Source organism: Herbaspirillum sp. GW821-FHT09A12 (genome assembly GCF_059418325.1).
This window is the reverse complement of record NZ_JBWKPR010000004.1, coordinates 109,104-124,562: the sequence shown is the minus strand read 5'-3', so window position 1 is coordinate 124,562 and position 15,459 is coordinate 109,104. Positions and strand designations below refer to the sequence as shown.

The window sequence follows — 15,459 nt, the reverse complement described above, 5'->3', positions numbered from 1 at the left end:
GTGTTGGCGAATGCGCCGGCCGTTGATGAACCGGTGCGTTCGCCGGTACAGCTTACGACGACTTGCGCACGCGCAGATACCATTCGCACAGCAGGCGCACCTGCTTGGGCGTGTACCCCTTGCTGACCATGCGGTTGACGAAGTCTTCGTGCTTTTGCATTTCTTCCGTGGAGCCCTTGGCATTGAAGGAGATGACCGGCAGCAGGTCTTCGGTGTTGGAGAACATCTTCTTTTCAATCACCACGCGCAGCTTTTCGTAGCTGGTCCACAGCGGGTTCTTGCCGCCGTTGTTGACCCGCGCGCGCAGCACGAAGTTGACGATCTCGTTGCGGAAGTCCTTCGGATTGCTGATGCCGGCCGGCTTCTCGATCTTTTCCAGTTCGGCGTTGAGGGCCGCGCGGTCGAAGCTTTCGCCGGTGTCGTGGTCGCGATATTCCTGGTCCTGGATCCAGAAGTCGGCGTAGGTCACGTAGCGGTCGAACACGTTCTGGCCGTACTCCGAATACGATTCCAGGTAGGCGGTCTGGATTTCCTTGCCGATGAATTCGGCGTAGCGCGAGGCCAGCGTGTCCTTCACGAAGGACAGGTATTTTTGCTCGGCCTCCTGCGGGAACTGCTCGCGTTCGATCTGCTGCTCCAGCACATACATCAGGTGCACCGGGTTGGCTGCGACCTCGGTGGTGTCGAAGTTGAACACGCGCGAGAGGATCTTGAACGCGAAGCGCGTCGAGATGCCGGTCATGCCTTCGTCGACGCCGGCGTAGTCGCGGTATTCCTGGTACGACTTGGCCTTGGGGTCGGTGTCTTTCAGGTTCTCGCCGTCATATACCTGCATCTTGGAGAACAGGCTGGAGTTTTCCGGTTCCTTCAGGCGCGTCAGGATGGAGAACTGCGCCATCATCTTCAGCGTGCCGGGGGCGCACGTGGCCTTGGCCAGCGAAGAGGTGCGGATCAGTTTCTCGTAGATCTTGATCTCTTCGGACACGCGCAGGCAATACGGCACCTTGACGATGAAGATGCGATCCAGCAGCGCTTCGTTGTTCTTGTTGTTGCGGAAGGCTTTCCATTCCGATTCGTTGGAGTGGGCCAGGATCACGCCGTCGAAGGGGATCGCGCCGAAGCCTTCGGTGCCCTTGAAGTTGCCTTCCTGGGTCGCGGTCAGGAGCGGGTGCAGCACCTTGATCGGCGCCTTGAACATTTCGACGAATTCCAGCAGGCCCTGGTTGGACAGGCACAGGCCGCCCGAGTAGCTGTAGGCGTCGGCGTCGTCCTGCGAATACTGCTCCAGCTTGCGGATGTCGACCTTGCCCACCAGCGTGGAGATGTCCTGGTTGTTCTCGTCGCCCGGCTCGGTCTTGGAGATGGCGATCTGGCGCAGGATGGACGGGTAGCGCTTGACCACGCGGAACTGGCGGATGTCGCCGTTGTACTCATGCAGGCGCTTGACCGCCCATGGGCTCAGGATCGGCTTGAGATAGCGGCGCGGGATGCCGTACTGCTCTTCCAGGATGGCGCCGTCCTCGTCGTAGTCGAACAGGCCGAGCGGCGATTCATTGACCGGCGAACCCTTGATGGAATAGAAGGGCACCTGTTCCATGAGTTGTTTGAGGCGCTCGGCGATGGACGACTTGCCGCCGCCGACCGGCCCCAGCAGGTAGAGAATCTGCTTTTTCTCTTCCAGCCCTTGCGCGGCATGGCGGAAATAGGCGACCACCTGCTCGATGACCTCCTCGGCGCCGTAGAACTCCCTGAAGGCGGGATAGACCTTGATCACCTTGTTGGCAAAGATGCGCGAGAGCAGCGGGTCTTCCCGGGTGTCGACCTTTCCCGGTTCGCCGATGGCCATCAGCATCCGTTCGGCAGCAGATGCATACACCGCCGGATCGTTCTTGCACAGATTCAGATACTCTTCAAGCGAACATTCTTCTTCTCTGGTCTTGTCGAACCGGCTTGCAAAGCTGCTGTAGATATCCATACCACCTCCGTCGCTTCAGAAAATACGAAACAGATTCATATGTTTGGACTTGCCATCTGCGGTTATCGAAGAACGCGTCGGTGGCTCGGGAAGGCGCCATTGCCGAAGTGTTCTTTGAAAGCCGTAGCATCGACAGCGCGATGCGAGAGACCTCGGTTTTTATTCTATTCCTTTTCTCTTTCTGCTACTGATCGAATCGTATTGGCTTTGTTTCAGCATAGGCCGGATTTATTTTCGCGTAGCGCAAAACACCTGGCGTTTTGCATCCCTTCTTGCAGAAATGGGTTGCCGGCATGCCGGCCGAGTGCGCGATGGATCCCCTTTTCCCATGCTCTTTCAATGTGCAGCAAGGCGCGGCGGTTGACGTCACGGTGCGCTATTTTTGCGCACCACGCCGCCAGGAAAAACCTGACCGCCAATATGGGAAAACAGCGTGGCAACGGAAGTGCCGGCCTGCCACGGCTGCGCCTCCCGGCCGCATGTGCTTTGCCCGTCTCTTGCGCGGCTCAAGCGCGTGCGCATCCCTCGCCTCAGTTATAGCTGGAATCGTGCCAGCTGGGGAAAACTTCTTGTGCGCGCAGCGGCATGCCGCGCCGCGAGGTCCGGGGCGCAGCCGTTCTCTCGGTTCAGTTGCGCGGCGCGGCAATGTCGTCGGCCGCAGCCTGGGCGATGTTCTCTTCGCTGCGCGGCAGCGCGGCCTTTTTTGTAACTGCGGCAGGAGGTGTTCGCCAAGTGTTGCTGCTGAGCCTCATTTGCCATCTCCGCAGCGCCGGCCAGCCGCAAGACTTCGTGAGCATCGGTTTTTTTTGCATGTCGATATGCGGCGCATGGATGCGGTTGCGCGCTAACAATGCCGTTTCGCAATCTGGGGATTTGAGAAAATGGATGGGGAGGGGAGGCCGCGCGCGCTAAATCTTTTAGAGCATATTGAACGATCGGTGTTTGGGCGCCGGGCGCATTGCGTGCGATTGTCTTTCCCGGATGCATCATTTTCGTGCGCAGGAGGGTATCCATAAAAACAATGTCATACGGGAAACATTTCCATGCTGGTCATTGCCCGTTTGGCAAATCCGCCACGCCGGCATGGCAGAAGCTGCGTGCCTGGCGATCGTGATGCGTCCAAAAGCAGATAAGTCATTGACAGGTAAATGGAAAATGCAGTCTAATTCAGGGTTCACCATCTGAAGAATTGCGCACGGTGCCGTCGCAGTGCTCTTTCAGCTTTCAACTAGTCGGAATACCTACGTATAAAGACAAGAAGACACGCGGACGAAGAGGGGCCGACAAATGGTGTCAGCGATGCGGGGCTGCCGGGGCAACGGACAGCAGGGCATCGGTGATACGGAACAGGCACATTGAAAGCGGTTCCAGAATTCCGATTTATTTTTGCTGTTTGCTGAATAAGCATCCCAACTAAGCGAGTCCAACATGAAACGTACTTACCAACCTTCCGTCGTGCGTCGCAAGCGTACCCACGGTTTCCGCGCTCGTATGGCAACCCGTGGCGGCCGCGCCGTCATCAACGCTCGCCGCGCCAAGGGCCGCAAGCGTCTGGCTGCTGTTTAACAAGCCGCGACAGCGCTGCTGCATCGCGTGACGGACGTACTTCCTACGCTCTCTACGCTTTTCCCACGCGATCGGCGAATCGTTAAAACGGATGAGTTTTCATCCGTTTTTCGTTTGCGCCCCGTCCATCGTACGGAGCATTTCGTGTTGTACGCGCGCCGCAACAACTTGCCGCATGCCCGCCTGGGTGTGGTGGCGGCCAAGCGTTTTGCGCCGCGCGCGGTGACGCGCAATACGATCAAGCGCGCCACGCGGGAACTGTTCCGCCAGGCTTCCTTGCCGGCTGTCGACTGTATCGTGCGCCTGTCCCGGCCTGTGAACGCCAAACGCGATGCGGCAACCAATTCGGCGCTCAAGGCCGCCTTGCGGGCCGAGCTGGCGCAGTTGTTCGCCTTTTTGCCGAACGCGCCAGCGTTTGCCAGGAAATAGGAAGCCGGAAGTGATGAAAACGCCTTTGCTCCTGCTGTTACGCGCCTACAAGCTGGGAGTGAGCCCTTTTCTCGGGCAGAATTGCCGTTTTTATCCCAGCTGTTCCGACTATGCGGCCGAGGCGGTGCGCCTGCATGGCGCGCTCAAAGGCAGTTTGCTGGCGGGCAAGCGCTTGTGCAAATGCCATCCCTGGCATCCCGGCGGCCTCGATCCTGTTCCCGGTTCGCCCGGCGCCGCCGATGATCCGGGCGACGGCAAGGCTGCAATTGACGCTCCCCTGATTTCCCAACGTTCTTCGCCGCAGAGCAGCGCGGCGCGAGTTCCCCCTGCTGTGGCCGCTGACGGTTGCAATCACTCCTGAACTAACCAATACGCATATGGATATCAAACGTACCGTCCTGTGGGTTGTATTCTCCTTCTCTTTGCTGCTGCTCTGGGATAGCTGGATGCGCCATAACGGACATCAGTCGATGTTCTTCCCATCGGCGAACCAGACTCAGGAGCAGGCCGCCAATCCTGCCGCCCCGGTCGCCAGCCCGTCCGGCTCGCCGGTGCCGCAGGCCGGCACATCGGCGCCCGCCGCGGTTCCCGCCGACGCGTCCGCCGCGCCGGTCGGCAAGGGCGAAACCATCACCATCACCACCGACGTGGTCAAGGCCGACATCGGCACCCTGGGCGGCGAGCTCAAGCGCCTGGAGCTGCTCAAGCAGCGCGACGTGGTCGATCCGAGCAAGAACCTGGTGCTGTTCGACTCGGGCGCCGCCCACACCTACCTGGCTGAAACCGGCCTGATCGGCGGCCCCTTCCCCAACCACAAGTCGCTGTTTGTCGCCAAGCCGGGTGCGCGCACCCTGGACAACGGCAACGAAGTGCAACTGGTGCTGGAATCCGAGCAAGACGGCGTCAAGCTGACCAAGACCTACACCTTCAAGCGCGACAGCTACCTGATCGACCTCAAGCACACCGTCACCAACGACAGCGGCGCGGCGATCAATCCTTCGCTGTACCTGCAACTGCTGCGCGACGGCAACAAGCCGGGCGGCGAGTCGCACTTCTACAGCACCTTTACCGGTCCGGCCGTCTACACCGACGCCAGCAAGTTCCAGAAGATGACCTTCGAGAAGATCGAAGAAGGCAAGGCCGAGCACGCCGCCAAGGCCGACAACGGCTGGATCGCGCTGGTGCAGCACTACTTCGTCTCGGCCTTCATCCCGCCGCAGCAGGTGCAGCGCGACATCTTCACCAAGAAGGTCGCCACCAACCTGTACGCGGTCGGCACCATCCTGCCGCTGGGCACCGTGGCCCCTGGCGCTTCGGTGACCATGGATGCGCACCTGTACTCCGGTCCGCAAGAGTCGAAGGTGCTGGAGGCGGTGGCGCCCGGCCTGGATCTGGTCAAGGATTATGGCTGGCTGACCCTGATCGCCAAGCCCATCTTCTGGCTGATGACGCACATCCACGCGCTGGTCGGCAACTGGGGCTGGACCATCATCCTGCTGACCGTGCTGATCAAGCTGATCTTCTTCCCGCTGTCGGCCGCTTCGTACCGCAGCATGGCCAAGATGAAGGCGGTTTCGCCGCGCATGCAGGCCATCCGCGAACGCCACAAGGGCGATCCGCAGGCCATGAACCGCGAAATGATGGCGATGTACAAGACCGAGAAGATCAACCCGCTGGGCGGCTGCCTGCCCATCGCGATCCAGATCCCGGTGTTCATCTCGCTGTACTGGGTGCTGCTGGCGTCGGTCGAAATGCGCGGCGCGCCGTGGCTGGGCTGGATCCATGACCTGACCGCCCCGGACACACTGTTCGGCACCATCCCCTACTTCAACATGCCGGTCGGCCTGTTGCCGATCATCATGGCGGCTTCGATGTTCCTGCAGACCAAGCTGAACCCGACGCCGCCGGACCCGGTCCAGGCCAAGGTCATGATGTTCATGCCGCTGGTGTTCTCGTTCATGTTCTTCTTCTTCCCGTCCGGCCTGGTGCTGTACTGGGTGACGAACAACATCCTGTCGATCGCGCAGCAATGGGTGATCACCAAGAACATCGAAAAAGGCAAGACCAAGTAATCGGATCGTTGCGCCAGTCCCGGTGCGCCGGGACTGATCCTGAAAAAACCCGTGGAAATTCACGGGTTTTTTTTCGGTCGCAAATCTACACAGGCCTTAACATTGTGGCTGTGCCGGGTTTAAGAACTTGTTCCAAGGAAGGGCGGCACCGCAACAAGCCACTACTACAATAAATGACTCACACGATGACTTTCGATTCTTCCCCCATCGCCGCCATTGCCACCGCGCCCGGACGCGGCGGCATCGGCGTGGTCCGCATTTCCGGCAAGGACCTGGCGCCGGTGATCGCCGCGCTGTGCGGCCGCGAGCGCCTGGCGCCGCGCCATGCCACCTATTTGCCGTTCCGCCGCGCCGACGGCAGCCCGATCGACCAGGGCCTGGCGATCCACTTCCCGGCGCCGCATTCCTACACCGGCGAAGACGTGCTGGAACTGCAGGGCCATGGCGGCCCGGTGGTGATGCAGATGCTGCTGGCGCGTTGCCTGGAAGCCGGCGCCGAGATCGGTTTGCGCCTGGCCGAGCCGGGCGAGTTCACCCAGCGCGCCTTCCTCAACGACAAGATCGACCTGGCCCAGGCCGAAGCTGTCGCCGACCTGATCGAGGCCACCACCGAAGCGGCCGCCAAGTCGGCCTCAGAATCCCTGAGCGGCGCGTTCTCCAAGGTCATCCATGAACTGGTGGAGCAGGTCACCAGTTTGCGCATGTTGGTGGAAGCCACGCTCGACTTCCCGGAAGAGGAAATCGATTTCCTCAAGCAATCCGACGCGCGCGGCCAACTGGCAAGAATCCGCGCGACCCTGGAAGACGTGTTCAAGCACGCCGCCCAGGGCGCGCTGTTGCGTGACGGCTTGAATGCCGTGCTGGCCGGCAAGCCAAATGTGGGCAAGTCGTCGCTGCTCAACGCGCTGGCCGGCTCGGATGTGGCCATCGTCACGCCCATCGCCGGCACCACCCGCGACAAGGTCACGCAGACCATCCTGATCGAAGGCATGCCGCTCAACATCATCGACACCGCCGGCATCCGCGAGGCAAGTGACGACGGCAGCGGTCCCGATGAAGTCGAGCGCATCGGCATCGAGCGCACCTGGGCCGAAGTGGCCAAGGCCGACGTCATCCTGCACATGCTCGACGCCGACCTCGGCCCCACGCTGGAAGACGAGAAGATCACGTCGCGCTTCCCCGAAGGCGTGCCCATCGTCCGTATCTGGAACAAGATCGACCGCTCCGGCCACAAGGCCGCGGTGGACCAGATGCCGGACGCGACGCACGTCTATATTTCCGCAGCGGAAGGGCAGGGCGTGGACATGCTGCGCGCGGAACTGCTGCGCATCGCCGGCTGGCAACAGACGGTGGAGTCGCGCTATCTCGCGCGCGAACGCCATCTGCTGGCGCTGAAGGCGGCCGATGAGCATTTGGCGCACGCCGCCGCCCACGCCGCGCTCGACAACGAGGCGGGCGAGCATGCGCTGGACCTGTTCGCGGAAGAGCTGCGCCTGGCGCAGGAGCGATTGTCGAGCATCACCGGCAAGTTCACGCCGGATGATTTGCTGGGGGTGATTTTTTCGCGGTTCTGTATTGGTAAGTGATTTGATGCCCAAGGACATACACTGATGTCTGCTGATGTAGCCCTGACCAAGCCCTTTGCCGCCGGTCTTCGGACGTGGTGGGGAAAGCGCTGAACCACACCATCGGCGGTGTGCGCGGCGTCTACAACCGAGCGGAATACGCCGAGCAGCAGCGAGAGATGTTGCCGGCATAGTCGGACTGCATCGACAGCTTGGCGCCGTCGGCAAATCTGGTGGTATAAGAGCCGCTAACAAAACGCCGCTGGCCGCGTTGCACCTCCTTGCCGTACCTTCGTACTGTCTGCGTCGGCGCGCCTTGCCAGCAGCGTTTTGTTAGCGGCTCTAAGTCCGTCCGAGGCGCTGGTGGCCTTTTCCCTTTTTGGGTAGGGCTCTTGCTCCTTGATTGCCATTTCCTTGTCTCTGCCTTTTCCTTTGTGGCAGGCATTTATGATCGACGATGATTATCAGACACTGATACAATCGTAAATCAACGTGTCATTGGATTTGCGATCATGAAGCGCTGCATTGTGGGTATCCGACAGCCAGAAGGTTCGCCACCGAAGGGAAGCGAAACGCCCAGTATTTGGTTTCCGTCTCTGGCCTCACTGGCCGCAGTGCTGTCGGACGACAACCGCCGCCTGCTGCGCCTGATCCATGACAAACAACCCAAGTCTCTGACCGAACTGGCCGAACTCAGCGGCCGCAAGGTGTCGAACCTGTCGCGCACTCTGCGGATGATGTCGGATTACGGCCTGGTTTCGCTGCAACGCAATGTTCGGGATGTTCAGCCGACCGCACTGGCGACTGAATTTCTAGTTGTGCTGGATTGATGGCTATGAATACGAGAGGGAATGCGATGGCACGGATGTGGATGGTGCGCGGCGAAGGCGGCAGCCTGTATGACGCCTTTCGAGAACGTGGCGTGGCTGCCGTGGGCTGGAATCAATTGGCGGCCCATGCCAAACCCGGTGTCGGGCGCAAGCAGTTGATCGCCCTGTACCGGTCCTCCGAGCCCCAGGCAAAACAAGGGACGGTGGTGTCGGGCGCATCCCAGGTCTGGCGCTTCGTCAACGACATGCAGGATGGCGATTGGGTCATCACCTATTCGCCAGCCAACCGTCTTTACTCAATTGGCAAAGTCACTGGTCCAGCCGAGTACCATCCGGAGTGGGCCGAGCAAGGCATGCCACTGGTGCGCAAGGTACAGTGGCAAACGCAGGAGCTGCCTCGCGACAGCTTGGGCACCAGCACAAAGAACAGTCTGGGTTCGACCTTGACCCTCTTCGAGGTGCCGTCCAGCGCGGCAGCCGAAGTGCTGGCGGCGCTGAAGGGAAAACCGTTGCCAGTTGTGGAAGATGAAACCGAGGAAGTCATAGCCGACCCATTGGCCGACATTGAGTCTCAGGCGCTGGAACGCATCAAGGATCGGGTCAACGAGCTCGATTGGGACGACATGCAGCAACTGGTCGCCGGCATCCTGCGCGCCATGGGTTACAAGACCCAGGTCTCCCCCCCTGGCTCGGATCGAGGCAAGGATATCGTTGCCTCGCCGGATGGCTTCGGCTTCGAACACCCGCGCATCGTTGTGGAGGTCAAGCACCGCAAGGGCCAGATGGGCAGTCAGGAAATCCGTAGCTTCCTCGGCGGCCGCCACAAGGATGATCGCGGGTTGTACGTCAACACCGGCGGCTTCACCAAGGATGCCCAGTACGAAGCAGATCGGGCATCCATTCCGCTGGCAATGTGGACGCTGGATCATGTAGTCCGCGCGCTGATCGAGCACTACGACGCTACCGATGCCGAAACCAAACGAATCGTGCCGCTGAAGCGGCTGTACTGGCCTGCCTGACGCCTGCGGAGACCCTCACTTGGAACACTTTCTGACTCCGCATCAAAGTCAATACCTCGCCTGGCAACTGACCCGACAGGCCGCCAGTGACAGCGTGGAATCTCTGGCTAGCGCACTGGTGGACTCCCAGGTGGATTTGAATCCGCACCAGGTCGAAGCCGCGCTCTTTGCCTGCCGCAACCCGCTATCGCGGGGCGTGATCCTGGCGGACGAGGTGGGGCTGGGAAAAACCATCGAAGCAGGTTTAGTCATTGCCCAACATTGGGCGGAGCGGCGTCGCAAGATGTTGATCATCGTGCCGGCCAACCTGCGCAAGCAATGGCACCAGGAACTGCAGGACAAGTTCAATCTTCAGGGGCTGATCCTCGAAGCGAAAAACTACAACGCCATGCGCAAGGATGGTGTCACGCAACCCTTCCTGCACGCAGGTGGGCCGGTCATCTGCTCCTACCAGTTCGCCAAAGCCAAGGCCGATGACCTCAAGCGCATTCATTGGGATCTGGTGGTCATGGATGAAGCCCACCGTCTGCGCAATGTCTACAAAAATGGCAACGTCATTGCCCGGACGATCCGCGATGCGCTGGAGCACGTTGATGCCAAAGTTCTGCTGACGGCAACACCGCTGCAAAACACCCTGCTGGAGCTTTATGGCCTGGTGAGCATGATTGACGAGCGGGTGTTTGGCGATCTCGACAGTTTCCGAACGCAATTTTCTGGTATCAGAACCGAGCACTCCAATCGGGCACTGCGAGAGCGTTTGATGTCGCTATGCAAGCGCACGCTGCGCCGACAAGTTCAGCAGTACGTGCCGTATACCGCCCGTATTGCCATCCTTGAAGAATTCAAGCCCAATCAGGAAGAGCGGGAACTCTCCGCATTGGTCGCCGATTATCTGCGTCGCCCGAATCTCAAGGCACTGCCTGAAGGTCAGCGTCAACTGATCTCGTTGGTGCTCTGGAAGCTGCTGGCTTCGTCCAGCCACGCCATTGCCGGGGCGCTGGAGACCATGGCCAATCGTCTTCAAGGACAACTGGATGAGTTGACTGATGTACCTGAACTGACGGAGTCGTTGGATGACGACTACGAGGGACTGGACGAGACCGCTGATGAGTGGAATGACAGCGCCACCAGAGATTCCGATGCCAGCGCCAACGAACGAGCAGCCATTGCCGACGAAGCTGCTGAACTTCGACGCTTCAAGGAGTTGGCTACCGGCATTCGACAGAATGCCAAGGGGCAGGCGCTGCTGACCGCACTGGACAAAGCTTTTGCTGAGCTGGAGCGTTTAGGAGCGAGCAAAAAGGCCATCATTTTCACCGAGTCCAAGCGCACTCAGGGTTACCTGCTTTCCCTGTTGGCTGAGACAGCCTACGGCGACGGCATTGTGCTGTTCAACGGTACCAACAGCGATACCAGAGCGCAGGCCATCTACAAAGACTGGCTGCAACGCCATGAAGGCAGCGATCACATAACTGGCTCCAAAACCGCCGACACCCGCGCCGCTCTGGTTGAACATTTCAAGGAGCGCGGCACCATCATGATCGCGACGGAGGCCGGCGCGGAAGGTATCAACCTCCAGTTCTGCTCTCTGGTCATCAACTACGATCTGCCGTGGAATCCCCAGCGAATTGAGCAACGCATCGGCCGCTGCCACCGCTACGGGCAAAAGCACGACGTGGTGGTGGTCAACTTCGTGGACCGCAGTAACGAGGCGGATGCGCGCATCTACGACCTCCTGTCACAGAAGTTCAAGCTGTTCGAAGGCGTGTTCGGCGCCAGCGACGAAGTCCTGGGGGCCATCGGCTCCGGCGTGGATTTCGAGCGGCGGATCGCCGCCATCTACCAGAATTGCCGCGAGCCCGAAGAAATCCGCAGCCGCTTCGAAGACCTCCAGCGAGAACTTGCCAGCGAGATCGACGAAGCGATGCTCAGAACACGGCAGCTTCTGCTGGAGAATTTCGACGAGGAAGTGCAGGAGAAACTGCGCATCCGCAGCCAGGACAGCCAAGCGGTGCTGAACAAGTACGAGCGCCTGCTGATGGACTTGAGTCGCACGGAGTTGCAGGATCATGCCCACTTTGATACTGCCGAAGAGATCAATGGCTTTGTCTTGCACAGCCTGCCCGATGGGCTAGGTCACGCCACTGGTAGCAGCCAACAGGTGGTGACGGCAGGACGCTATGAACTGCCCAGGCGCAGCGGCGATGCGCATCTTTACCGTATGGGCCATCCCTTGGCGGAATGGGCCATTGAGCGCGCCAAGGCGCGAGATCTACAAGCTCCTGCACGATTGGCGTTTGACTACGCCGCCTACGGCAAAAGGCTCGTCAGCCTTGAAAAATGGCGTGGGCAGAGCGGCTGGCTGAGCGTGACCCTGCTGACCGTCGAAACCCTGAACGATCAAGAGCAGCACCTGGTTGTTTCCGCCTGCACCAAGACAGGGGAAGCGCTGCCAGAGGACGATCCAGAAAAATTACTGCGCCTACCTGCGCAAGTCGAAGGGGATGTGCACCTGCAAGCATGTGCTGAACTCGTTGTCGACGTGGACAGCCGGAAAACCGTGCTACTGCGTGAGATCAATCAGCGTAATCTTGGCTACTTCGAGCAGGAAGTGCAGAAGCTCGATGCTTGGGCCGATGACCTGAAACTCGGGCTGGAGCAGGAAATCAAGGCTATCGACGGCGAGATCAAGGAGGTGCGCCGCACCGCCGCTGCATCACCCACGTTGGAAGAAAAACTGGCACATCAAAAACGCCAGCGAGAACTGGAAGCCAAGCGCAGCAAACTGCGCCGCGACCTGTTTGCGCGGCAGGATGAGGTGGAAGAACAGCGGAACAAGCTGATTGGCGAGTTAGAAGGTCAGCTCAAGCAGCAGGTAGCGGAACTCACGTTATTTACCGTCGAATGGGAGTTGACGTAATGGCTAAACGAGAAATTTCCCGTGGTTCGCTTTGGAATCAATGGGATTTGCATGTGCACACGCCAGCTTCATTTCACTGGTCGGGGAAGAAATTTGAGGGCGACCTGTCATCTGATGTCAACAGGGCGCTAGTGGATGAAATGATTGATGCCATGAACAAGGCAGAACCTGCGGTTTTTGCCATCATGGATTATTGGACATTCGATGGCTGGTTTGCACTCAAGCGACGGCTTGCAGAACAAGATTCTCCTAAGCTTCACAAGAAAGTGTTCCCTGGAATCGAGCTGCGTCTTTCTGCCCCTACTGCGATAAGACTTAATGCTCATGTTGTTTTTTCGGACGAAATTCCCGACCAACACCTCAAGGATTTCTTGGCGGATCTGAAGATTGAGCGGACTGGCCGTTCCGTCTCCAAAGATGCACTTATTGCCTTGGCCAGAGCAACGGCCCCAGATATGCTTGAAAAAAAAGGGCATAAAAAAGATGTAGTAGATGCCGATGATGCGGATGCCCTTTTGGCTGGGCACAAGTTGGCCGAGATTAAAGCTGATAGCTACAAAGATGCCATATTAAAAGTCCCCAATGGATTGGCGATTGGTTTTATGCCGTATGACACGAGTGATGGCTTGGCGGAGGTCAAGTGGGAGGAGCATTACTCATATTTCCTTGGGCTTTTGGAATCATCGCCAATTTTTGAATCCAGAAATCTAGAGCTTAGGTTTTCCTTCCTCTGTGAGGAAACGGAGAAGAACAAGGGCTGGATTGGAAATTTCAAGCATGGCCTGAAAGGAATTCCAAGGCTTGTGGTTGCTGGCAGTGATGCGCACTGCTTTATTGGTACGCCCGGAGATAACGACAAGCGCGGCTATGGCGATTTCCCGTCAGGAAAGAAAACCTGGATTAAAGCCGATCCGTCGTTTCGTGGCCTAAAGCAAACCATTCTTGAGCCTGCCAAACGCTCTTTCATTGGGCAGAAGCCCCCCAAGTTGCAAGAGATCGAATCCAACAAGGTTTATTACATCGACTCGCTGGAGGTCGCCAAGACTGGCAGCAAGCCGGATATTGGTAAATGGCTGGATGGCTGTGACATTCCGCTGAACCCCGATCTTGTTGCCGTCATCGGTAACAAAGGCAGTGGTAAGAGTGCGTTGGCGGATGTCATTGCGACACTTGGAAATTCCAAGCAATCAAGGCACTTCAGTTTTTTAAGAAAAGAACGTTTTCTTGGGAAGACTGGCGAGCCTGCACGCCACTTCACAGGTACTTTGACATGGTGCGACGAAAGCACCGAGGCGCGGCCACTCAATGAGTTCCCTTCTGAAGAAAAGCCGGAGCTGGTTCGCTATATCCCTCAAGGCTACTTCGAGGAGCTTTGTAATGAACATGTGTCCGGCAAGTCAAATGCATTCGAGAAAGAACTGCGTGCCGTTATCTTTTCGCACACAAGTGAGGAGATGCGGCTAGGAGCGCTCGACTTCGATCAGTTGACTGAACAGCAGGAGCAATCACTCAGGAATCGGTTGGGTGAGTATCGCAAGGAGTTGGCGTCCACGAATGCCGCGATTGTGCGGATTGAAGAGCAGCTTCAGCCCATTGAGTTGGAGCGGTTGAACGAGTTGCTTTTGCAGAAATCGAAACAAATCGATGAGCATGAAAAACTGAAACCAGTGGAAGTTGTTGCACCTGCAGAAATGCTAGCTCCTGAGCAAAAGCAGGCTGCGGATGAATTGGCGGAAATAAACCAGAAGATTGATGCGTCCAAACAGCGGTCACAGGAAGTCGCGGCGGAGAGTACCGTCCTTGCCAAGCGACAGAAGGCCATTGTCAACATTCGTGAACAGTTGAGGTTGCTCCAGCGCACATTCGAGCAAGCCCAGCAGGGAGTTTCCGATGACCTGAAGCTTCTGAATATCGCATGGACTGATCTAGCCACTATCGACATCAACCTGGGAGTCCTTGATGAGAAGTCGGAGGAAATCTCCCAGAGGCAGAGTGAATTGAAGAGCGAGTCTGAAAAGACAGCCGAAGAGTTGACGGGGTATATGGTTTCGCAGCAAGGGGTTACGGCGAAATTGAACGCTCCCCAGCAGCAATTCGAGGCGTACCAGCGACAACTTGCCGAATGGAACAAAAAGCTCGCTGATCTGAAGGGTTCACCTACCGAGCCCGAAACCAAGGTTGGCTTGGAAACTCGTATTGAACAAATCAAGATGTTGCCGGAACAGCACAAGGAGTTGGAAGAAAAGCGCTTGCGTCTATCTGGTGAGATTTTCGACACGTTAGACGCGCAGCGCAAAGCACGCGAAGAGCTTTTCAAACCGGTGCAAGATCTAATCCAGAAAAACAGCTTGATACGCGAGGATTACAAGTTGCAGTTTCAGGCAACGCTTGCAGCCTCTTCGGAGGCTATCGCTGATCAGTTGTTTGCGCTGATAAAGCAGACTTGGGGGAATTTCCGAGGTCAGGACGAGGCGCCTTCGACGATTAGGAAACTGTTCGACAACCACGATCTGAACTCCAAAGAGGGGGCGCTGGCATTCGTCGCTGCCTTGCAGGAAAAGGTTCAGGAAGCCTCAACGCACTCCGGTGCGACTGTCGGCATTTTCAATTTGGTCAAGAAGGGGCAGTCTGCTGCATCAGTGTATGACTTAATCTTTGGGTTGAACTTCCTTGAGCCTAGATATTCATTGTTGTTCCAAGATACACAGATTGAGCAACTATCACCCGGTCAACGTGGTGCGTTGCTGCTGATTTTCTATTTGCTGGTGGACAAGGGTAAGACACCAATCATCCTCGATCAGCCAGAAGAAAACTTAGACAATGAAACAGTATTCCGGTTGCTTGTCCCAGTGCTTTCCGAGGCCAAGAAGCAACGGCAGATCATCATGGTTACGCACAATCCGAACTTGGCGGTTGTGTGCGATGCAGAGCAAATCATCTACGCAAAGTTTGATCGTGCCAACAATTCAACGGTCAGCTATGAATCCGGCGCTATCGAGAACTCCAATCTCAATGGCATTGTTGTAACCATTCTGGAAGGGACGAAGCCGGCATTCGACAACCGTTCTGGGAAGTATCACTGA

11 protein-coding genes are annotated in these 15,459 nt (G+C 57.9%); 9 read left to right on the top strand and 2 right to left on the bottom strand.

All coding sequences use genetic code 11. The features are described from left to right. Nucleotides 1–52: 52 nt before the first annotated feature. On the bottom strand, nt 53–1,975 hold the full coding sequence (locus tag AC07N6_RS12735; RefSeq protein WP_494781613.1) for a PrkA family serine protein kinase: 1,923 nt from the start codon (nt 1,973–1,975) through the stop codon (nt 53–55). A 626-nt stretch (nt 1,976–2,601) separates the two neighbouring features. Beyond that, nucleotides 2,602–2,826, bottom strand: a complete 225-nt coding sequence (locus AC07N6_RS12730; RefSeq protein ID WP_494781614.1) for a hypothetical protein — start codon at nt 2,824–2,826, stop codon at nt 2,602–2,604. A gap of 577 nt (nt 2,827–3,403) precedes the next feature. Here AC07N6_RS12730 and rpmH point away from each other — a divergent pair. The 9 genes from rpmH (at nt 3,404) to AC07N6_RS12685 (ending at nt 15,459) form a co-directional block, all read left to right on the top strand. Next, on the top strand, nt 3,404–3,541 hold the full coding sequence (gene rpmH / locus AC07N6_RS12725; protein WP_006461360.1) for a 50S ribosomal protein L34: 138 nt from the start codon (nt 3,404–3,406) through the stop codon (nt 3,539–3,541). Between the two features lie 27 nt (nt 3,542–3,568). After that, complete coding sequence (gene rnpA, locus AC07N6_RS12720) at nt 3,569–3,970, top strand: ribonuclease P protein component (protein ID WP_494781615.1); 402 nt, start codon at nt 3,569–3,571, stop codon at nt 3,968–3,970. 13 nt (nt 3,971–3,983) lie between these two features. Then, nucleotides 3,984–4,331 carry a membrane protein insertion efficiency factor YidD gene (yidD, locus tag AC07N6_RS12715; protein WP_494781616.1) on the top strand — a complete coding sequence of 116 codons (348 nt, stop codon included), beginning with the start codon at nt 3,984–3,986 and terminating at the stop codon, nt 4,329–4,331. 16 nt (nt 4,332–4,347) lie between these two features. Further along, on the top strand, nt 4,348–6,042 hold the full coding sequence (gene yidC / locus AC07N6_RS12710) for a membrane protein insertase YidC (RefSeq protein ID WP_494781617.1): 1,695 nt from the start codon (nt 4,348–4,350) through the stop codon (nt 6,040–6,042). A gap of 185 nt (nt 6,043–6,227) precedes the next feature. Continuing rightward, entirely contained in the window at nt 6,228–7,628 is a 1,401-nt protein-coding gene (gene mnmE / locus AC07N6_RS12705) for a tRNA uridine-5-carboxymethylaminomethyl(34) synthesis GTPase MnmE (protein ID WP_494781618.1), read from the top strand. Nucleotides 7,629–8,119: 491 nt separating this feature from the next. After that, complete coding sequence (locus tag AC07N6_RS12700) at nt 8,120–8,437, top strand: HVO_A0114 family putative DNA-binding protein (protein ID WP_494781619.1); 318 nt, start codon at nt 8,120–8,122, stop codon at nt 8,435–8,437. 26 nt (nt 8,438–8,463) lie between these two features. After that, nucleotides 8,464–9,456 carry a restriction endonuclease gene (locus AC07N6_RS12695; protein WP_494781620.1) on the top strand — a complete coding sequence of 331 codons (993 nt, stop codon included), beginning with the start codon at nt 8,464–8,466 and terminating at the stop codon, nt 9,454–9,456. A gap of 19 nt (nt 9,457–9,475) precedes the next feature. Further along, nucleotides 9,476–12,376, top strand: a complete 2,901-nt coding sequence (locus AC07N6_RS12690; protein ID WP_494781621.1) for an SNF2-related protein — start codon at nt 9,476–9,478, stop codon at nt 12,374–12,376. Further along, a complete protein-coding gene (locus tag AC07N6_RS12685; RefSeq protein WP_494781622.1) occupies nt 12,376–15,459 on the top strand; it encodes a TrlF family AAA-like ATPase in 3,084 nt (1,027 codons plus the stop codon). Before AC07N6_RS12690 ends, AC07N6_RS12685 begins: the two co-directional genes overlap by 1 nt.